This window comes from Oceanimonas smirnovii ATCC BAA-899, assembly GCF_000381965.1.
In the GTDB taxonomy this organism is placed as follows: Bacteria; Pseudomonadota; Gammaproteobacteria; order Enterobacterales; family Aeromonadaceae; genus Oceanimonas; species Oceanimonas smirnovii.
The window spans coordinates 68,030-82,583 of the sequence record NZ_KB908459.1; the positions used below are offsets into that span (position 1 = coordinate 68,030).

A 14,554-nucleotide genomic window follows, 5' to 3' on the forward strand; every position below is an offset into this window, starting at 1 on the left:
CCATGACCTTTACCGACGATAAACTCAGAGGCTGTTTACGCGTTGCTCTTGGCAGCACCATGGGTATGCTGATTGCCAAGATAACCGACTCCCAAATGGGGGTGTTTTTTACCGTGTACCCCATGCTGCTGCTGGGCATGGTGCCGGTATTCAACCGCTTTGTGGTGCTGCAGTTTATCGGCTCGTCTGTGCTCACCTCGCTGGAGGTGATGCTGCTGCCGGGTCTGCTGGGGCACTGGCCGCCGGTTTATACCCTGGTAGTGTTTATGCTGTTTTTATGGCGCTTTTACCTGATGGCCCGAGGGCCGCTGATGCTGTTCGGGGCCAGCGGCTGTGTCAGCCTCAGTATTATGCTGCACTTTGCCAGCTACCCGCAGTTTCATCTGGCCGATATGGCCGCCAGCAATATAGCGGCGTCCTGTTTGTCGGTGGCGGTGGCGGCCCTGCTCTATGCGCTGCTGCCCAACCGTGAGCCGCCGGTGGCCCGGGCACTGCCGGAAAAAAGTGACAATGTGCTGCGCCATCAGGCCCTGCTGGGGGCCATAGTGGCCACTCTCAGTTTTGTGGTGTTTCAGACGGTGGATCTGGTGGACTCGCTGTCGGCTCAGGTGGCTACCGTGCTGGTGTTGTTTCCCATGAGCTATGCCGGTGCTGTGGTCTCGGGCCGGGCCCGCTGCATTGGCACCCTGCTGGGCTGCTCGGCGGGCCTGTTGTTTCAGCTGGTGCTATACGATCACTACCATAACCTGCTGCTGCTGGGGCTGGCGTTCTGGATTTGCGCCATGGTGTTTGCCCGGCTTCATGCCAGGGAGGCCATGCCCGGCATCGGCTTTGCCGGCCTGACCACAGTGGGCATATTATTTGGCCAGTATGTCTCGCCGGAGCATGATCTGGTGTTCAGCGCTCTTTACCGCATGAGTTCAATGACGGTAGCCATTCTGGTGACCCTGTGCTGTGTGTATCTGGTGCATAAACTGCTTAATCTGTTTCCGTCTACCCGGCACCAGGTTTTGTGAAATACGGAAGTGGAGTTTGTGAGGTTAGCGGAGAGTTCACAATATTGAATATACAGATGATTAGCCTTTCAATAACTCTCATTCATTTGCTCTTATCTTTATTTGAAAATGTACTTTCTACTGTTTGGGATACCTGAGAAATTAATTTTGATAGTGCCGAATTTGACTGCTTGTTAACTGTTTATGGATGTATGAGCGGTGTTTATATAATATTTTTCTCGCTTCAGAAAACACACCAATGGTTCAGGATCTGAGAATTGACTTTCTATAGGTGTTCGGAGTCACTAAGGTGAATTGTTTGAAGCAGCGAGTGAAATGGCTTTGATCAGAAAACCCACATTTTAGAGCAATGTAAGATAGGGAGTTGTTTTTTCTCAAAAGCTGTTTTGCTTTATTTATCCGGACTTGAATTAAGTACTGGTGTGGTGTGGTTTTAACCGATCGTTTGAATTCTTTAATTAAAGTATTTTTATCGAGGTTAGTAATAATTGATAACTCGTCAAGATTTATATTTCTGTCATAAAATGAATGAATGTAATCAACCGCTCTTTTGATATTTGGTGATGCGTTGGGGATTGATTTAAATAGCTTAACCTCCGACTGATTTATAAGTAAGGAAAGGATGAACCCATAAATTAATGTTTCCAAGCACAATTTTGATGTTGGTTGATTGATTTCTCTAATAATTAAACGGAACAATTCGTTGGCTCTGCTATCACTAATTATTGGTTCTTGCACAAAAGGGCAACCGAATCTCTCGTAAGGAGTATCTTTCATAATTAATTGAATCTGTTCAGGGGTCGGATACATTGTTCTGTAAGAACATGGCATTTGGCTAGCAGAACCGCCTGTATGTCCTGTATCCGCATTGATTACAACCAACTGATTGGATGTGGACTTGTAGTTTAGTCCATTCATACCAAAGGTCTGTACTCCCTGTTCAAGCATACCAATGGCGAAGCCTTCATGATAGTGCAATGGGAAGGATTTTCGACCATATGTTGTACTGGCAAATTCAATACCTTCATAAGCATCAATTAGCGAGTATTCAGATATATTCAGTTCCATACCTCAGTTTTACCTATGTGTTGCGAACTGTCTAAATGAAATTTTTTACAAATGATTGAAAAAACTAAAATCATAGAAAAATCATTCAAATACAAAGGCTTGCAGTAAAGTAATGCTTAGCAGCAAGTGTGACATATATCACAATACGTGTCCAGTATTGCAAGAATACATAATATTATTTTCAATATTTTAACACGTTGACAGGGGATATTGATACCAAACCAAACCAAACCAAAACAAGAGAGGGTCATAAAATGGAAGCGATAGAGTTCAATACAGTGAGATCGAAATCTTACAAAGAAGCAATAAACAACTTTTCAGGAGTTTGGAAAGAAGATCTCCAAGTTATGCTCGACTACTTGGCTCCTGAACAGGGTAACAACATCATTGAACTGGGCGCGGGTAGCGGATTTTTCAGTTTTGAGATTTCAAAGCTTATAGGGCAGGAAGGAACACTTCATATTGTCGATCCATCAAAAGAGCAATTGGAACCACTGATAGAGAGTGATCTTTCTAACATCGTGATACATTGTGAAGCTGCGGAAAACATGAGCTCAGATCTACAGATGCAACTAGACCTAATCTGGAGTCGAGGGGCGTTTCATCATGTATCTAGAAAAGTAGATACAATGGTAAAACTTAATGCCATGTCAAAAATGGGTGCCAGATGCTTGATATTCGATATTTTTTCTGGATCAGCTGTAGCCGAATACTTTGACAATTTTGTTGCTGAAGCATGCACGACTGGCCATGAAGTTAGTTTCTTGAGTAAAGGATTTGCTCGTAGCATGTGTAAACTGTCAGGCTGGGGTGAACCTCATTTTGTTGAGATCCCTCTGCGGTGGCACTTTAAAGAGAAAGAACATATTGGTGTATTTCTAAATCAACTACTTTCTAATAAGGAGGAGTATACATCAGATATAACCATGGGTATGGCTGAAAGGATTCTGGGTGTGTTCAAAACTGAAAATGGTTGGTGCTTAAACTGGCCAATGACTCTCATGGAAACAAAAAAAGAAATGCATTATGAATAATATAGACTTAGTCGGCTACTTAACTGTTTGTTTAGTTGTCGCAGGAACACCGGGGCCAGGGACAATCGCGGTCATTAACCAAAGTCTAACCAATGGTGTTAAGCGAACCATTCCCTTAATTGTGGGAATAGGTATAGGCTTAGCATGCGCTTCGGCCATCGCTATTGGGAGCTTGCTTTATTCTTATACGATCGCGCCATGGGCATATAGAATGATGGGGATATGCGGAGCGTCTTACCTATGTTATTTGGGGCTTAAATTAATAGCTGCGTCAAAAAAGTCGGTACATCTCGAAACCAATAGTGATACAGCTTTAGTTTCTAATTTGGTGTTGCAAGGTTTTTATATATCGTTATTTAACCCTAAGACGATACTTTTTTTATTGGCTATTTATCCTTTATATATAAACTCAAAATTAACGTTTGGCGGTAATTTTATTAATCTCACGGTATCTCTAGTTATCGTGACCGCTTTCATACACATTATCTATTCTCTACTTTGCTCGAAAATAGCTAGTGTCATGGATGTTAACACCAGGTTCATTATGCGTATAACTGGATCTATATTTATTTTATTTTCTTTAATGATTTTCATCAATGCTATGTAGATTTTTACGCTCTAATTCGGTGTATGAGTCTTGAAAATGGAACTAGAAATAGACCCAGTTTACCATGCCCTTTGACCTTCAGTTTATCACTGCAAGTTTATACGAAGTAGAACAGGTCAAGCTCCAGCGAGAGAACCCTCATGCTGATGTAGACATCGATGTTCTTGCGATTTGTTTGATGTAGGCATTGATGAACCCGTTGCCACGGGTAAGGACCGCGCGGTTCTTGTCCAGGGCATTATCCAATAGGCTGCAGTCACAGCTGGGGCTGGCGTTCTGGATTTGCGCGCCATGGTGTTTGCCCGGCTGCATGCCAGGGAGGCCATGCCCGGCATCGGCTTTGCCGGCCTGACCACAGTAGGCATATTATTTGGCCAGTATGTCTCGCCGGAGCATGATCTGGTGTTCAGCGCTCTTTACCGCATGAGTTCAATGACGGTAGCCATTCTGGTGACCCTGTGCTGTGTGTATCTGGTGCATAAACTGCTTAATCTGTTTCCGTCTACCCGCCATCAGATTTTGTGAGCTTGAAGCTGGAAGTAAAACAAAAAAAGCCCGGTTTCCCGGGCTTTTCACTGCCAGTCGTCTATAAGTTACTAACAGCTTTACGATTTATAATAGATCTACATAGTTGCTTTATAACCAAGGGTCATCATCATACCCATTACGGTCAGAATAAGTATTTTCTTTATTACTCTACCGTCTGTTTTTATCGCATGATTACTTCCGAGATGGTTGCCAAGCAGGCTGGCTATTATCATAGGTATGCCAATTAAAAATGCCATCTGTCCAGCAATAAAAAATGCAACGAAAGCACCTATGTTTGATGCGAAGTTGAATATTTTTGAGGTGGCGGAGGCCTTTAGTAAGTTAAGGTGGTTAATTAAAAACAATGCGATTATGAAAAAACTTCCGGTGCCTGGGCCAAAAAATCCATCATAAAAACCTACGATTAAGCATGTAATTGAAACTGCAATGGTAGACTTTCTTACGGGGCGTTCTTCATTTGCATCCTTCATGCTTCCTTTAAAAAAAGTGGCCAGTAGCCCTAAAGGAAGCATGCCCATAATAACGTAAGTTATTACCTCTTCTGGTAACCATAAAATAGCTTTTGCACCAATAAAAGCACCGAATAGAGCAGATACTATACCAGCTGGTATGATTGCCCATACAATGGAGCTACTTTTCATGAAGTTTTTGATTGCTGCAATTGTACCTACAGTACTAACCAGTTTTTCTTGTCCAAGAGCCAGTTGAGGTGGCAGGCCTGTCATTAGGAATGCTGGTATGAGAATCAAACCAGCACCGCCCGCAATAGCATCAATATATCCAGCTGTTAATGACGCGATAACCAGAATCGTTAAGCCAATATAAAAGTGCTCGGCTATTAAGCTTCCTTCGATAAACATAATTTATACTTCCTTTCAGTACAGAGTCTTTAAGTGGTGTTTACAATTGCCTTCAAGTAATGCGTCGTTGGCAGGAGGTGAGGAAAGACCGAAAACTCTGAGTAGCCATCTTTCTTTCCCGTGATGGTAAGGCTTAAAGCCATTTCTTGTGTGTAACATTCTTTGGTTATCAAATGTGAGAGCTTGGCCAGGCTTGAGTGTCACTGATAGCCATTTAGACTTGTCGCGTGTAGACTCTCTTAACTTTTCTAAAGCTTTGATATTTTTTCTGTCTCTTGAGTAAACATTATGATAGTCAAACCTGGAACATATGTTCCCATTTTTGTCCTTTGATAAAAGAGGAAGCTCTGGACTCCGTATGCTTTGCTCTTCGAAGGAATCAGGTCTTTTTACTATAAAATTAGGCTCATATAGACAAGCGATATCAGAATCTGAAAGATCGGATAACACATCATCCAGTCTTAACAGGCTTGTAGTGACCTCTTCATTATTTCTTAGACAAAACAACGTTAGAGTATCAGGACAAGGTGTTATTGATACAGTGTGACTTTCTCCTCGCAACCGAAGGTCGGGGTTGTCTACGTGAGGGTAAAAAGTTTTCGTCGAACCATGTGAACTTGTCTGCTCTGTAGCTGTTCTCTTAGGTACTACATGCCGAATAAGCCGGCCATCATTTTCTCCTTGGTAAACAACAGGATATAATGATAAGGATACACAGTAAGAAACTAGAGATATGGCTGAGTTAGTAATTTCTTGGTTTAAGACAAAACCCGTATCAGTGGGAGTGGGTAGAAGATTTTCATCAACATTAAGGAAAGTCGAAACAAAGCATTCTTTTTCGAGCTTTCTCTTATCGTTTTTTTTTTCTCTCAATTCAGATGAATTTACTAATTTACATGCTAAGTCGTAAAGCATGTCATTGTTTTCTATATCCACGTGCTAATTCTCTTTTTTATTTATGTTGTTGTAGTTGTTGCAGGCAAGATGTTACTGATGCTTTAATTGTTCAGTCAAGGTAAATATCCATTTGAATCATTTTTACTTCATTTTGTTGATATTTTGTTTTGTTTTGTTTTGTTTTGTTTTTTAGGGGGGGTTGTTAAATGATTGTGATGATTACTGGTGCCACTTCAGGGTTTGGTGAGGAGATGGCTCGGCGATTTATTGCTGATGGGCATAAGGTCATTGGAACTGGGCGGCGTGAAAATAGGTTGAAGACAATATCTGATGAGTTAGGGAGCCTGTTCTATCCGTTACTATTTGATGTCACTGATCATGATGGAACTCAAAGAGCTATATTAGAGCTGCCATCTTCTTGGAGTGATATAGATGTTCTTGTAAATAATGCAGGTTTGGCTCTTGGGTTAGAGCCTGTACATAAGGCTGATTTTTATGATTGGGATAGAATGATTTCAACTAATATTACAGGGTTAGCATTTATAACACGAATAATAGTTGAAGAAATGGTGAAGAAAGATAAGGGACATATTGTCAACATTGGCTCTGTGGCAGGAACATACCCTTACCCAGGAGGTAACGTCTATGGTGCAACTAAGGCGTTTGTGAAACAGTTTAGCCTTAACTTAAGAGCTGACCTAACCGGCACTAGAGTTAGAGTGACCAATATTGAACCCGGTCTTTGCGGAGGGACTGAGTTTTCAGGTGTTCGTTTTAAAGGAGATTTGAATAAAGCAGAGACAGTTTATAAAGGTGTCGACTATATTAAGCCAGAAGATATTGCAGAGACAGTTTTATGGTGTGTTAATCAACCAACTAGGATTAATATAAATAATGTTGAATTAATGCCAGTTGATCAGAGCTTTGGCGCATTAACATTGTCTCGCAGATAATTCTATCAAATTGCATTTTATATTAAGCTTTTCCAAAACAAAAAAGGCCCGGGTTTCCCCGGGCCTTTCGCTTCCAGCTTTCAGCTTATGACTTCAAGCTGTCCGTTAAACGGAGTAGTAGAGGTCAAACTCCAGCGGGTGAACCGCCATATTGATGGTTTCTGCTTCCTTGCGCTTGTGCTTGATATAAGCATCCAGAAACTCATCGGAGAAGACGCCGCCGCGGGTCAGGAATTCGCGATCCTGATCCAGGTTGTCCAGGGCGTTGTCCAGCGAGGTGGCCACGGTCGGGATCTCGGCAGCTTCTTCGGCGGGCAGGTCGTACAGATCCTTGTCCATGGCATCGCCCGGGTGGATCTTGTTCTGAATACCGTCCAGGCCGGCCATCAGCAGGGCGGCAAAGCACAGGTAGGGGTTGGCGGCCGGATCCGGGAAGCGGGTCTCGATGCGACGGGCCTTGGGTGAGCCTACCAGCGGAATCCGAATGGACGCAGAGCGGTTACGGGCGGAGTAGGCAAGCATCACCGGGGCTTCAAAGCCGGGCACCAGACGACGATAGGAGTTGGTGGCCGGGTTGGTGATGGCGTTCAGGGCGCGGGCGTGCTTGATGATGCCGCCAATGTAGTACAGCGCCATTTCCGACAGGCCGCCGTACAGATCACCGGCAAACAGGTTTTCACCGTTTTTGCCCAGAGACTGGTGCACATGCATGCCGGAGCCGTTATCACCTACCAGTGGCTTGGGCATAAAGGTGGCGGTCTTGTTAAAGGCGTGAGCCACGTTATGCACTACGTATTTGTAGATCTGAATTTCGTCGGCTTTTTTGGTCAGGGTGTTAAATTTGCAGGCAATTTCGTTCTGGCCGGCGGTAGCCACCTCGTGGTGGTGCGCTTCCACCACCAGACCCATTTCTTCCATTACCAGACACATGGCGGAGCGAATGTCGTGGGAAGAGTCGATGGGAGCTACCGGGAAATAACCGCCTTTTACGCCGGGGCGGTGGCCCTTGTTGCCTTCGGCATAATCACGGCCTGAGTTCCACTTGGCTTCGGAGTCGTCCACCTTGAAAAAGCTGCCGGCCATGTCGGTATGAAAACGCACGTCGTCGAACATGAAGAATTCCGGCTCCGGGCCAATCAGCACGGTATCGGCAATGCCGGTAGACACCAGATATTCCTCGGCGCGGCGGGCAATGGAGCGGGGATCACGGTCGTAGCCCTGCATGGTGGCAGGCTCGAGCACGTCACAGCGAATATTGAGGGTGGCATCTTCGGTGAAGGGGTCCATCACGGCAGTAGACGGATCCGGCATCAGCACCATGTCTGACTCGTGAATGGTCTTCCATGCGGTCATGGATGAGCCGTCAAACATCTTGCCTTCTTCAAAGAAGTCATCGTTTACCTGGCTTACCGGCAGGCTGATGTGCTGCTCTTTGCCTTTGATATCGGTAAAGCGCATATCGATGAATTTGACATCGTGTTCCTTGATCATGTCCATTACGGATTCAATTGACATGGGTTTCGACCTCCAAAAATTAACATCCAGGGTCTGATGAACAAATTCATCAGTTGTGATTTCTTAAGCCAGAACCGTGCCATCTTGCTAAGCTTTTGTAATTTAAGCATTAAATATTACGGTTCTGTATTCTTCATCTTTCGCATTGCACCAATTTGGTGCGTTAGTGAGTCTTTTTAGTGCGATCTTATCCGGCTGCGCCATTCTGGTGCAGCCAGACGTCTTTCATCTTGCTGCATAATACCATTCATGGAGAAAACAAGGATCGTTTCGGGTCTGCTTTGTCGGCACGTCAGCGCACCCCATGTATGAAAAATGAGAAAAGCGTATATTGAAGCGGCTAAAGCGTGTACAATTTGCAGCCCTTTTTTATTTGGGTCCGCTGCAGTTATTGGCGCCGGACACCTTCAGAGAGCGGCTGCACCGCCTGTGCCCGCCTCAAAATATGCGAGCGAAAGAACTTAATGTCAGCTGAAATCAATAATCTGAGAAACATTGCCATTATCGCGCACGTTGACCACGGTAAAACCACCCTGGTCGACAAGCTGCTGCAGCAGTCCGGCACCCTGGAAAGCCGTGGCGAAGCCGAAGAGCGCGTGATGGACTCCAACGATATCGAGCGCGAGCGCGGTATTACCATTCTGGCCAAAAACACCGCCATTCGCTGGACTTCTCCGGATGGTCAGGAATATCGCATCAATATCGTGGATACTCCCGGACACGCCGATTTTGGCGGCGAAGTAGAGCGGGTAATGTCCATGGTAGACTCTGTGCTGCTGCTGGTAGACGCGCAGGAAGGCCCCATGCCGCAAACCCGCTTTGTAACTCAAAAGGCGTTTGCTCAGGGTCTCAAGCCCATCGTTATCATTAACAAGGTAGACAAGCCCGGTGCCCGTCCTGACTGGGTAATGGATCAGGTATTTGATCTGTTCGACAACCTGGGTGCTACTGATGATCAGCTCGACTTTCAGGTGGTGTACGCCTCCGGCCTGAATGGCTGGGCTTCGCTCGACGCCGATGAGCGCACCGAAGACATGACCACCCTGTTCCAGACCATAGTGGATCAGGTGCCGGTACCCGACGCGGATCCGGAAGGCTCCCTGCAGATGCAGATCTCCCAGCTCGACTACTCTTCCTACGTGGGTGTTATCGGCGTGGGCCGCATCAAGCGCGGTACCGTCAAGGTCAACCAGCAGGTGACCGTGATCGGTGCCGATGGCAAAACCCGCAACGGTAAAGTGGGCCAGGTAATGGGTTATCTGGGCCTGCAGCGTCACGATGTGACCGAAGCTTCTGCCGGCGACATAGTGGCCATTACCGGTCTGGGTGAGCTGAAAATCTCCGATACCGTCTGTGCTGCCGGTGCCGTGGAAGCGCTGCCGCCGCTGTCGGTGGATGAGCCTACCGTGACCATGACCTTCCAGGTGAATACTTCACCTTTTGCCGGTCAGGATGGCAAGTTCGTGACGTCACGTAATATTCTGGAGCGTCTGACCCAGGAGCTGGTGCACAACGTGGCCCTGCGGGTAGAAGAAACCGGCGACCCCGACAAGTTCCGCGTGTCCGGCCGGGGTGAGCTGCATCTGGGCATTCTGATCGAGAACATGCGTCGTGAAGGCTTTGAGCTGGCGGTATCCCGCCCTGAAGTAATTTTGAAAGAAGAAAACGGCGAGTTGCTTGAGCCCTTTGAAACTCTGACCGTAGACATTGAAGAAGACAGCCAGGGCTCCATTATGGAGAAACTGGGTGAGCGCAAGGCTGAAATGACCGACATGGTGCCGGATGGCAAGGGTCGCGTGCGCATCGACTTTATGATTCCGGCCCGGGGCCTGATCGGCTTTCAGACCGAGTTTATGACCCTGACCTCCGGCTCCGGCCTGATGTATCACACCTTTGACCATTATGGTCCGCACAAGGGTGGTAACATTGGTCAGCGCAACAACGGTGTGCTGATCTCCAATGGCAAGGGCAAGGCGCTGGCTTATGCGCTGTTCAACCTGCAGGAGCGTGGCCGTCTGTTTATCGAGCATGCCACCGAAGTGTATGAAGGCATGATCATCGGCATTCATAACCGCTCCAACGACCTGACCGTAAACTGCCTCAAGGGCAAGCAGCTGACCAACATTCGTGCCGCCGGCACCGATGAGGCGCTGACCCTGGTGCCGCCGATCAAAATGACCCTGGAGCAGGCACTGGAATTTATCGACGACGACGAGCTGGTAGAGGTTACTCCCAACCATATTCGTATTCGTAAGCGTCTGCTGACCGAAAACGAGCGTAAGCGCGCCGGCCGCGGCTGATAAGACTTCAGTGAACATACAAGAGGACGCTTCGGCGTCCTCTTTTTTTATGGGAAATTTATTCAAATAATTTGAACCTCAAAGCCAGTAAAGGTCGCTTTGATTTTTAGTCAAAGGGATTAGACTTGAGAGTAATAATCATACACAGTTGATTGCATGGCTGCTTATGGCAGCGCAGGAGAAGCCATTCATGCAGAAATATTCAATTACAATGCGTCTTTTTCACTGGCTCACTGCCCTGCTGGTATTCGGTTTGTTTGGTGTGGGGTTATGGATGCGCAGCCTGGGTTATTACGATCCGCTCTATCAGGTATTACCGTACTGGCATAAAAGCGTGGGCTTTTTGCTGGCCGGCCTGATAATACTGCGTCTGCTGAGCCGCTGGCTTACCCTGCAGCCCGCGCCACTGGCCAGCCACAAGCTCTGGGAGCGGCGCCTGGCACATCTGATGCACTGGGCACTGTACTTATTATTGTTCGGGCTTTTTGCCAGTGGTTATCTGGTGGCTACCTCCGACAACAGACCTGCGTCTTTCTTTGGCTGGTTTGATATTCCGGTTTTGTTTACCGCGTTTGAAAATCAGGAGGATGTGGCCGGGCTTATTCATGAAATCTGTGCCTGGTCGTTGATAGGCCTGGTGGCATTGCATGCGCTGGCAGCCCTTAAACATCACTGGTTTGATCGGGACCAGACCTTGAAACGTATGCTGTAAGCGTGTTTTCACACAGGAGAGATAATATGAAAAAAACACTGATTGCTTCCGCTTTGCTGGCTGTTTCTGCTTCCCCGGCGTTTGCCGCAGCAGAAAATTACATAGTGGATACTCAGGGTATGCATGCCTCGGTTAATTTCAAGATAAACCACCTGGGCTACAGCTGGATTGTGGGCCGGTTTAATGACTTCAGCGGTAACTTTACCTTTGACGAAAACAATGCAGCCAACAACAGCGTGGCAGTGACGGTAAAAACTGCCAGTCTCGATACCAACCACGGTGAGCGTGACCGCCATATTCGCAGTGATGATTTTCTGGATGTGAGCAAATTCCCGGAAGCTACCTTTAAAAGTACCAGTGTCACCAAAGATGATGATGACGAGGGTGAATATGTAGTGAAAGGCGATCTTACCCTGCACGGCGTGACCCGGCCGGTAACGTTTGAAATTGAACAGGTGGGTGCCGGTGAAGATCCCTGGGGTGGCTACCGTCGTGGTTTTGAAGGTGAGATGGAAATAAAGCTTGCCGACTTTGGCATCGACTATGATTTAGGTCCCGCCGCCGCCACCGTTTATCTGGAAATGCACCTGGAAGGTGTACGTCAGTAAATAACACCTGCTTATGTTGTGATCACCGCCCGGCCTAAAAAGCCGGGCGGTTTTTCATTTGGGACTTAAATTTGCCACAATAAACGTTTACTTATCGTAAACAGGATATGCCATGACACAGGTTGCCGCCCGCCTCGGGCATCGCTTGCGCTTTATCAGGGAGCATGGGGTGGACTTTGCCCGCTTTGTATTTAAGCGCATGCAACAGGACCGGCTGAAAATTACCGCCGGTTATCTTACTTATATCAGCCTGCTGTCGCTGGTGCCCATGCTGGCGGTGGTGTTTGCCATGATGTCGGCTTTTCCCATGTTTGCCGAGTTGCGTGAGACCATTCAGAACTTTGTGTTCAGCAATTTTGTGCCGGCAGCCGGAGACGTGGTGCAAAAGAACATTCAGGGCTTTATTGATAATGCATCCAAAACCACCGCAATTGGTGTGGCAGCACTGACGGTCACTGCCATGCTGCTGATTTCTGCCATTGATGAAAATTTCAATCATATCTGGCGGGTTTCCCAGAAGCGACGCTGGTCAGTGGCTTTTTCCACCTACTGGATGATTCTGACGCTGGGGCCCATTCTGGCGGGGGCCAGCCTGGCAGTGACGTCCTATATTACTTCCATGCGCTTGTTTCAGGGGGATCACTTCTTTGGTGCCGGGGCCATATTACTGAGCATGCTGCCGTTTTTACTCTCTACCCTGATGTTTGTGGTGTTCTATATGGTAGTGCCCAACAAGCGGGTACGTTTCAGTCATGCTATTGTGGGCGGTCTGGTGGCCGCTGTGTTGTTTGAAATTGCCAAACGGGGATTTGCCTTTTATATCACTCAGTTTCCGTCTTATCAGGCTATTTATGGCGCTTTGGCGACCATTCCCATTCTGTTTGTTTGGGTCTATTTCAGCTGGATGATAGCCCTGTTCGGTGCCGAACTGACCGCCAGCCTGGGAGATTATGAGCACAGCCACGGACTAAGCTTTGAGGATGACAATAACGAAGAGGACTCCGACTGATGCGCACCCTGTATCCGGCAATTAATGCTAACCGGCAGTTTTGGCTGCCTGTATCCGATTTACACCAGATTTATGTGGAAGAAAGTGGTAATCCGCTGGGTATTCCCGTGGTATTGGTGCATGGCGGACCCGGGGCCGGTATCAGCCCGGAGCACAGACGCTTTTTTGATCCCGAGCGCTATCGCATTATTTTGTTTGATCAGCGAGGCTCCGGTCAGTCTGTGCCTCATGCGGAGCTTGCCGATAACAGCACGCAGGCGTTGCTGGCCGATATGGAGCAAATTCGTGTTCATCTTGGCATTGAGCGCTGGCTGGTGTTTGGCGGCTCCTGGGGCTCGACGCTGGCGCTGTGCTATGCCATTGAATATTCGGGCAGAGTACTGGGGCTGGTGCTGAGAGGCTTGTTTCTGGGCCGGCAGCAGGATCTTGACTGGCTGTATCAGCCCGAAGGCGGCGCTGCTGAGTTGTTTCCTGATTATTATCAGGACTTTCTCGCTCCCCTTGAGGGCGATGCCAGTGATTTGCTCAACCGATATTATCGGTTGCTGACCAGCCCTAACGAACTGGCCCGGCTCAATGCCGCCCGGGCCTGGGCCATCTGGGAGGGGCGCATTTCCACCCTTCTGCCCCGTCACGATGCCGAAAGCCATTACGGGGAGGCCCACAGCGCCCTGGCGCTGGCCCGGCTGGAATGCCATTACTTTGTAAATCACTGTTTCTTCGAAGAAAACCATATTATTCGGCAGGTAAACAAGCTGCGCGGGCTGCCGGCCATTCTGGTGCACGGCCGTTATGACGCCATCTGCAAACCCGCCGCTGCCACCACGCTTGCCGCCTGCTGGCCCGAGCTTCGGCTGCAAATTGTTCCCGGTGCCGGGCATTCGGCCTTCGAACCGGGTATTATGGACGCGCTTATCAAGGCCACCGATAACATGGCAAGGGAGCTGGCAGCAGTATGATAGCGCTTATACAGAGAGTGACAGACGCGAGTGTAACCATCAGTGGTGAGCGGGTGGGGGCCATTGGTCCCGGTTTGCTGGTGCTGCTGGGGGTGGAGCGGGACGACGATAAGGTTAAAGCCGACAAGCTGCTGGCCAAGGTGCTGGGTTATCGCGTGTTCCCTGACGAAAATGGTAAAATGAACCTGAACGTGCGCCAGGCCGGTGGCAGCCTGCTGGTGGTTTCTCAGTTTACTCTGGCTGCCGACACCAACAGTGGCCTGCGCCCCAGCTTTTCCCGCGGTGCGGCACCGGCGGACGCAGAGCACTGGTACGATTATTTTCTGATGGCCGCCCGGGATCAGGGCGTAGCGGTGGAGTCGGGCCGCTTTGCCGCCGATATGCAGGTAAGTCTGACCAACGACGGCCCCGTTACCTTCTGGCTGCAGGTGTAAGCCTGCACGCTTCAGGACATATGCTCACCCGGC

The 14,554-nt window shown here is 48.1% G+C and carries 15 protein-coding genes; 11 read left to right on the forward strand and 4 right to left on the reverse strand.

What is annotated here, in order from left to right; genetic code table 11:
* Positions 1-2: 2 nt before the first annotated feature.
* Entirely contained in the window at positions 3-1,016 is a 1,014-nt protein-coding gene (locus G364_RS0108335) for a DUF2955 domain-containing protein (protein ID WP_019934689.1), read from the forward strand.
* Positions 1,017-1,259: 243 nt separating this feature from the next.
* On the opposite strand, the gene G364_RS16860 is transcribed toward G364_RS0108335, so the two are convergent.
* Complete coding sequence (locus G364_RS16860) at positions 1,260-2,084, reverse strand: AraC family transcriptional regulator (protein ID WP_019934690.1); 825 nt, start codon at positions 2,082-2,084, stop codon at positions 1,260-1,262.
* 254 nt (positions 2,085-2,338) lie between these two features.
* Here G364_RS16860 and G364_RS0108345 point away from each other — a divergent pair, with 254 nt between their 5' ends.
* The 3 genes from G364_RS0108345 (at position 2,339) to G364_RS0108360 (ending at position 4,250) form a co-directional block, all read left to right on the forward strand.
* Positions 2,339-3,118 (forward strand): class I SAM-dependent methyltransferase, encoded by a 780-nt coding sequence (locus G364_RS0108345; protein ID WP_019934691.1) that lies wholly within the window; start codon positions 2,339-2,341, stop codon positions 3,116-3,118.
* On the forward strand, positions 3,111-3,725 hold the full coding sequence (locus G364_RS0108350; RefSeq protein ID WP_019934692.1) for a LysE family translocator: 615 nt from the start codon (positions 3,111-3,113) through the stop codon (positions 3,723-3,725). Before G364_RS0108345 ends, G364_RS0108350 begins: the two co-directional genes overlap by 8 nt.
* Positions 3,726-4,007: 282 nt before the next feature.
* Positions 4,008-4,250 carry a hypothetical protein gene (locus G364_RS0108360; RefSeq protein ID WP_245541399.1) on the forward strand — a complete coding sequence of 81 codons (243 nt, stop codon included), beginning with the start codon at positions 4,008-4,010 and terminating at the stop codon, positions 4,248-4,250.
* Positions 4,251-4,348: 98 nt separating this feature from the next.
* Here G364_RS0108360 and G364_RS0108365 read toward each other — a convergent pair whose 3' ends face one another.
* Positions 4,349-5,134: a sulfite exporter TauE/SafE family protein gene (locus G364_RS0108365; protein ID WP_019934695.1), complete on the reverse strand. Its 786-nt coding sequence runs from the start codon at positions 5,132-5,134 to the stop codon at positions 4,349-4,351.
* A gap of 15 nt (positions 5,135-5,149) precedes the next feature.
* A complete protein-coding gene (locus G364_RS17035; RefSeq protein ID WP_156816475.1) occupies positions 5,150-6,070 on the reverse strand; it encodes a TauD/TfdA family dioxygenase in 921 nt (306 codons plus the stop codon).
* A 167-nt stretch (positions 6,071-6,237) separates the two neighbouring features.
* Between G364_RS17035 and G364_RS0108370 the strand changes: the two genes are divergently transcribed.
* Entirely contained in the window at positions 6,238-6,984 is a 747-nt protein-coding gene (locus G364_RS0108370; RefSeq protein WP_026344791.1) for an SDR family oxidoreductase, read from the forward strand.
* Positions 6,985-7,089: 105 nt separating this feature from the next.
* Here the strand turns inward: G364_RS0108370 and glnA are convergent, their stop codons facing one another.
* On the reverse strand, positions 7,090-8,499 hold the full coding sequence (glnA, locus tag G364_RS0108375; RefSeq protein ID WP_026344792.1) for a glutamate--ammonia ligase: 1,410 nt from the start codon (positions 8,497-8,499) through the stop codon (positions 7,090-7,092).
* A gap of 464 nt (positions 8,500-8,963) precedes the next feature.
* On the opposite strand from glnA, the gene typA reads away from it, so the two are divergent.
* The 6 genes from typA to dtd all read left to right on the forward strand — a co-directional run bounded on the left by typA (position 8,964) and on the right by dtd (position 14,521).
* Positions 8,964-10,799, forward strand: coding sequence for a translational GTPase TypA (gene typA / locus G364_RS0108380; protein WP_019934698.1), 1,836 nt, complete (start codon positions 8,964-8,966; stop codon positions 10,797-10,799).
* A 190-nt stretch (positions 10,800-10,989) separates the two neighbouring features.
* Entirely contained in the window at positions 10,990-11,511 is a 522-nt protein-coding gene (locus G364_RS0108385) for a cytochrome b (protein ID WP_026344793.1), read from the forward strand.
* Between the two features lie 26 nt (positions 11,512-11,537).
* On the forward strand, positions 11,538-12,119 hold the full coding sequence (locus tag G364_RS0108390; RefSeq protein ID WP_019934700.1) for a YceI family protein: 582 nt from the start codon (positions 11,538-11,540) through the stop codon (positions 12,117-12,119).
* A gap of 112 nt (positions 12,120-12,231) precedes the next feature.
* On the forward strand, positions 12,232-13,128 hold the full coding sequence (locus G364_RS0108395) for a virulence factor BrkB family protein (RefSeq protein WP_019934701.1): 897 nt from the start codon (positions 12,232-12,234) through the stop codon (positions 13,126-13,128).
* Positions 13,128-14,087, forward strand: a complete 960-nt coding sequence (gene pip, locus G364_RS0108400) for a prolyl aminopeptidase (RefSeq protein WP_019934702.1) — start codon at positions 13,128-13,130, stop codon at positions 14,085-14,087. Before G364_RS0108395 ends, pip begins: the two co-directional genes overlap by 1 nt.
* On the forward strand, positions 14,084-14,521 hold the full coding sequence (gene dtd / locus G364_RS0108405; protein WP_019934703.1) for a D-aminoacyl-tRNA deacylase: 438 nt from the start codon (positions 14,084-14,086) through the stop codon (positions 14,519-14,521). The genes pip and dtd overlap by 4 nt, the downstream gene beginning before the upstream one ends.
* Positions 14,522-14,554 lie beyond the last annotated feature (33 nt).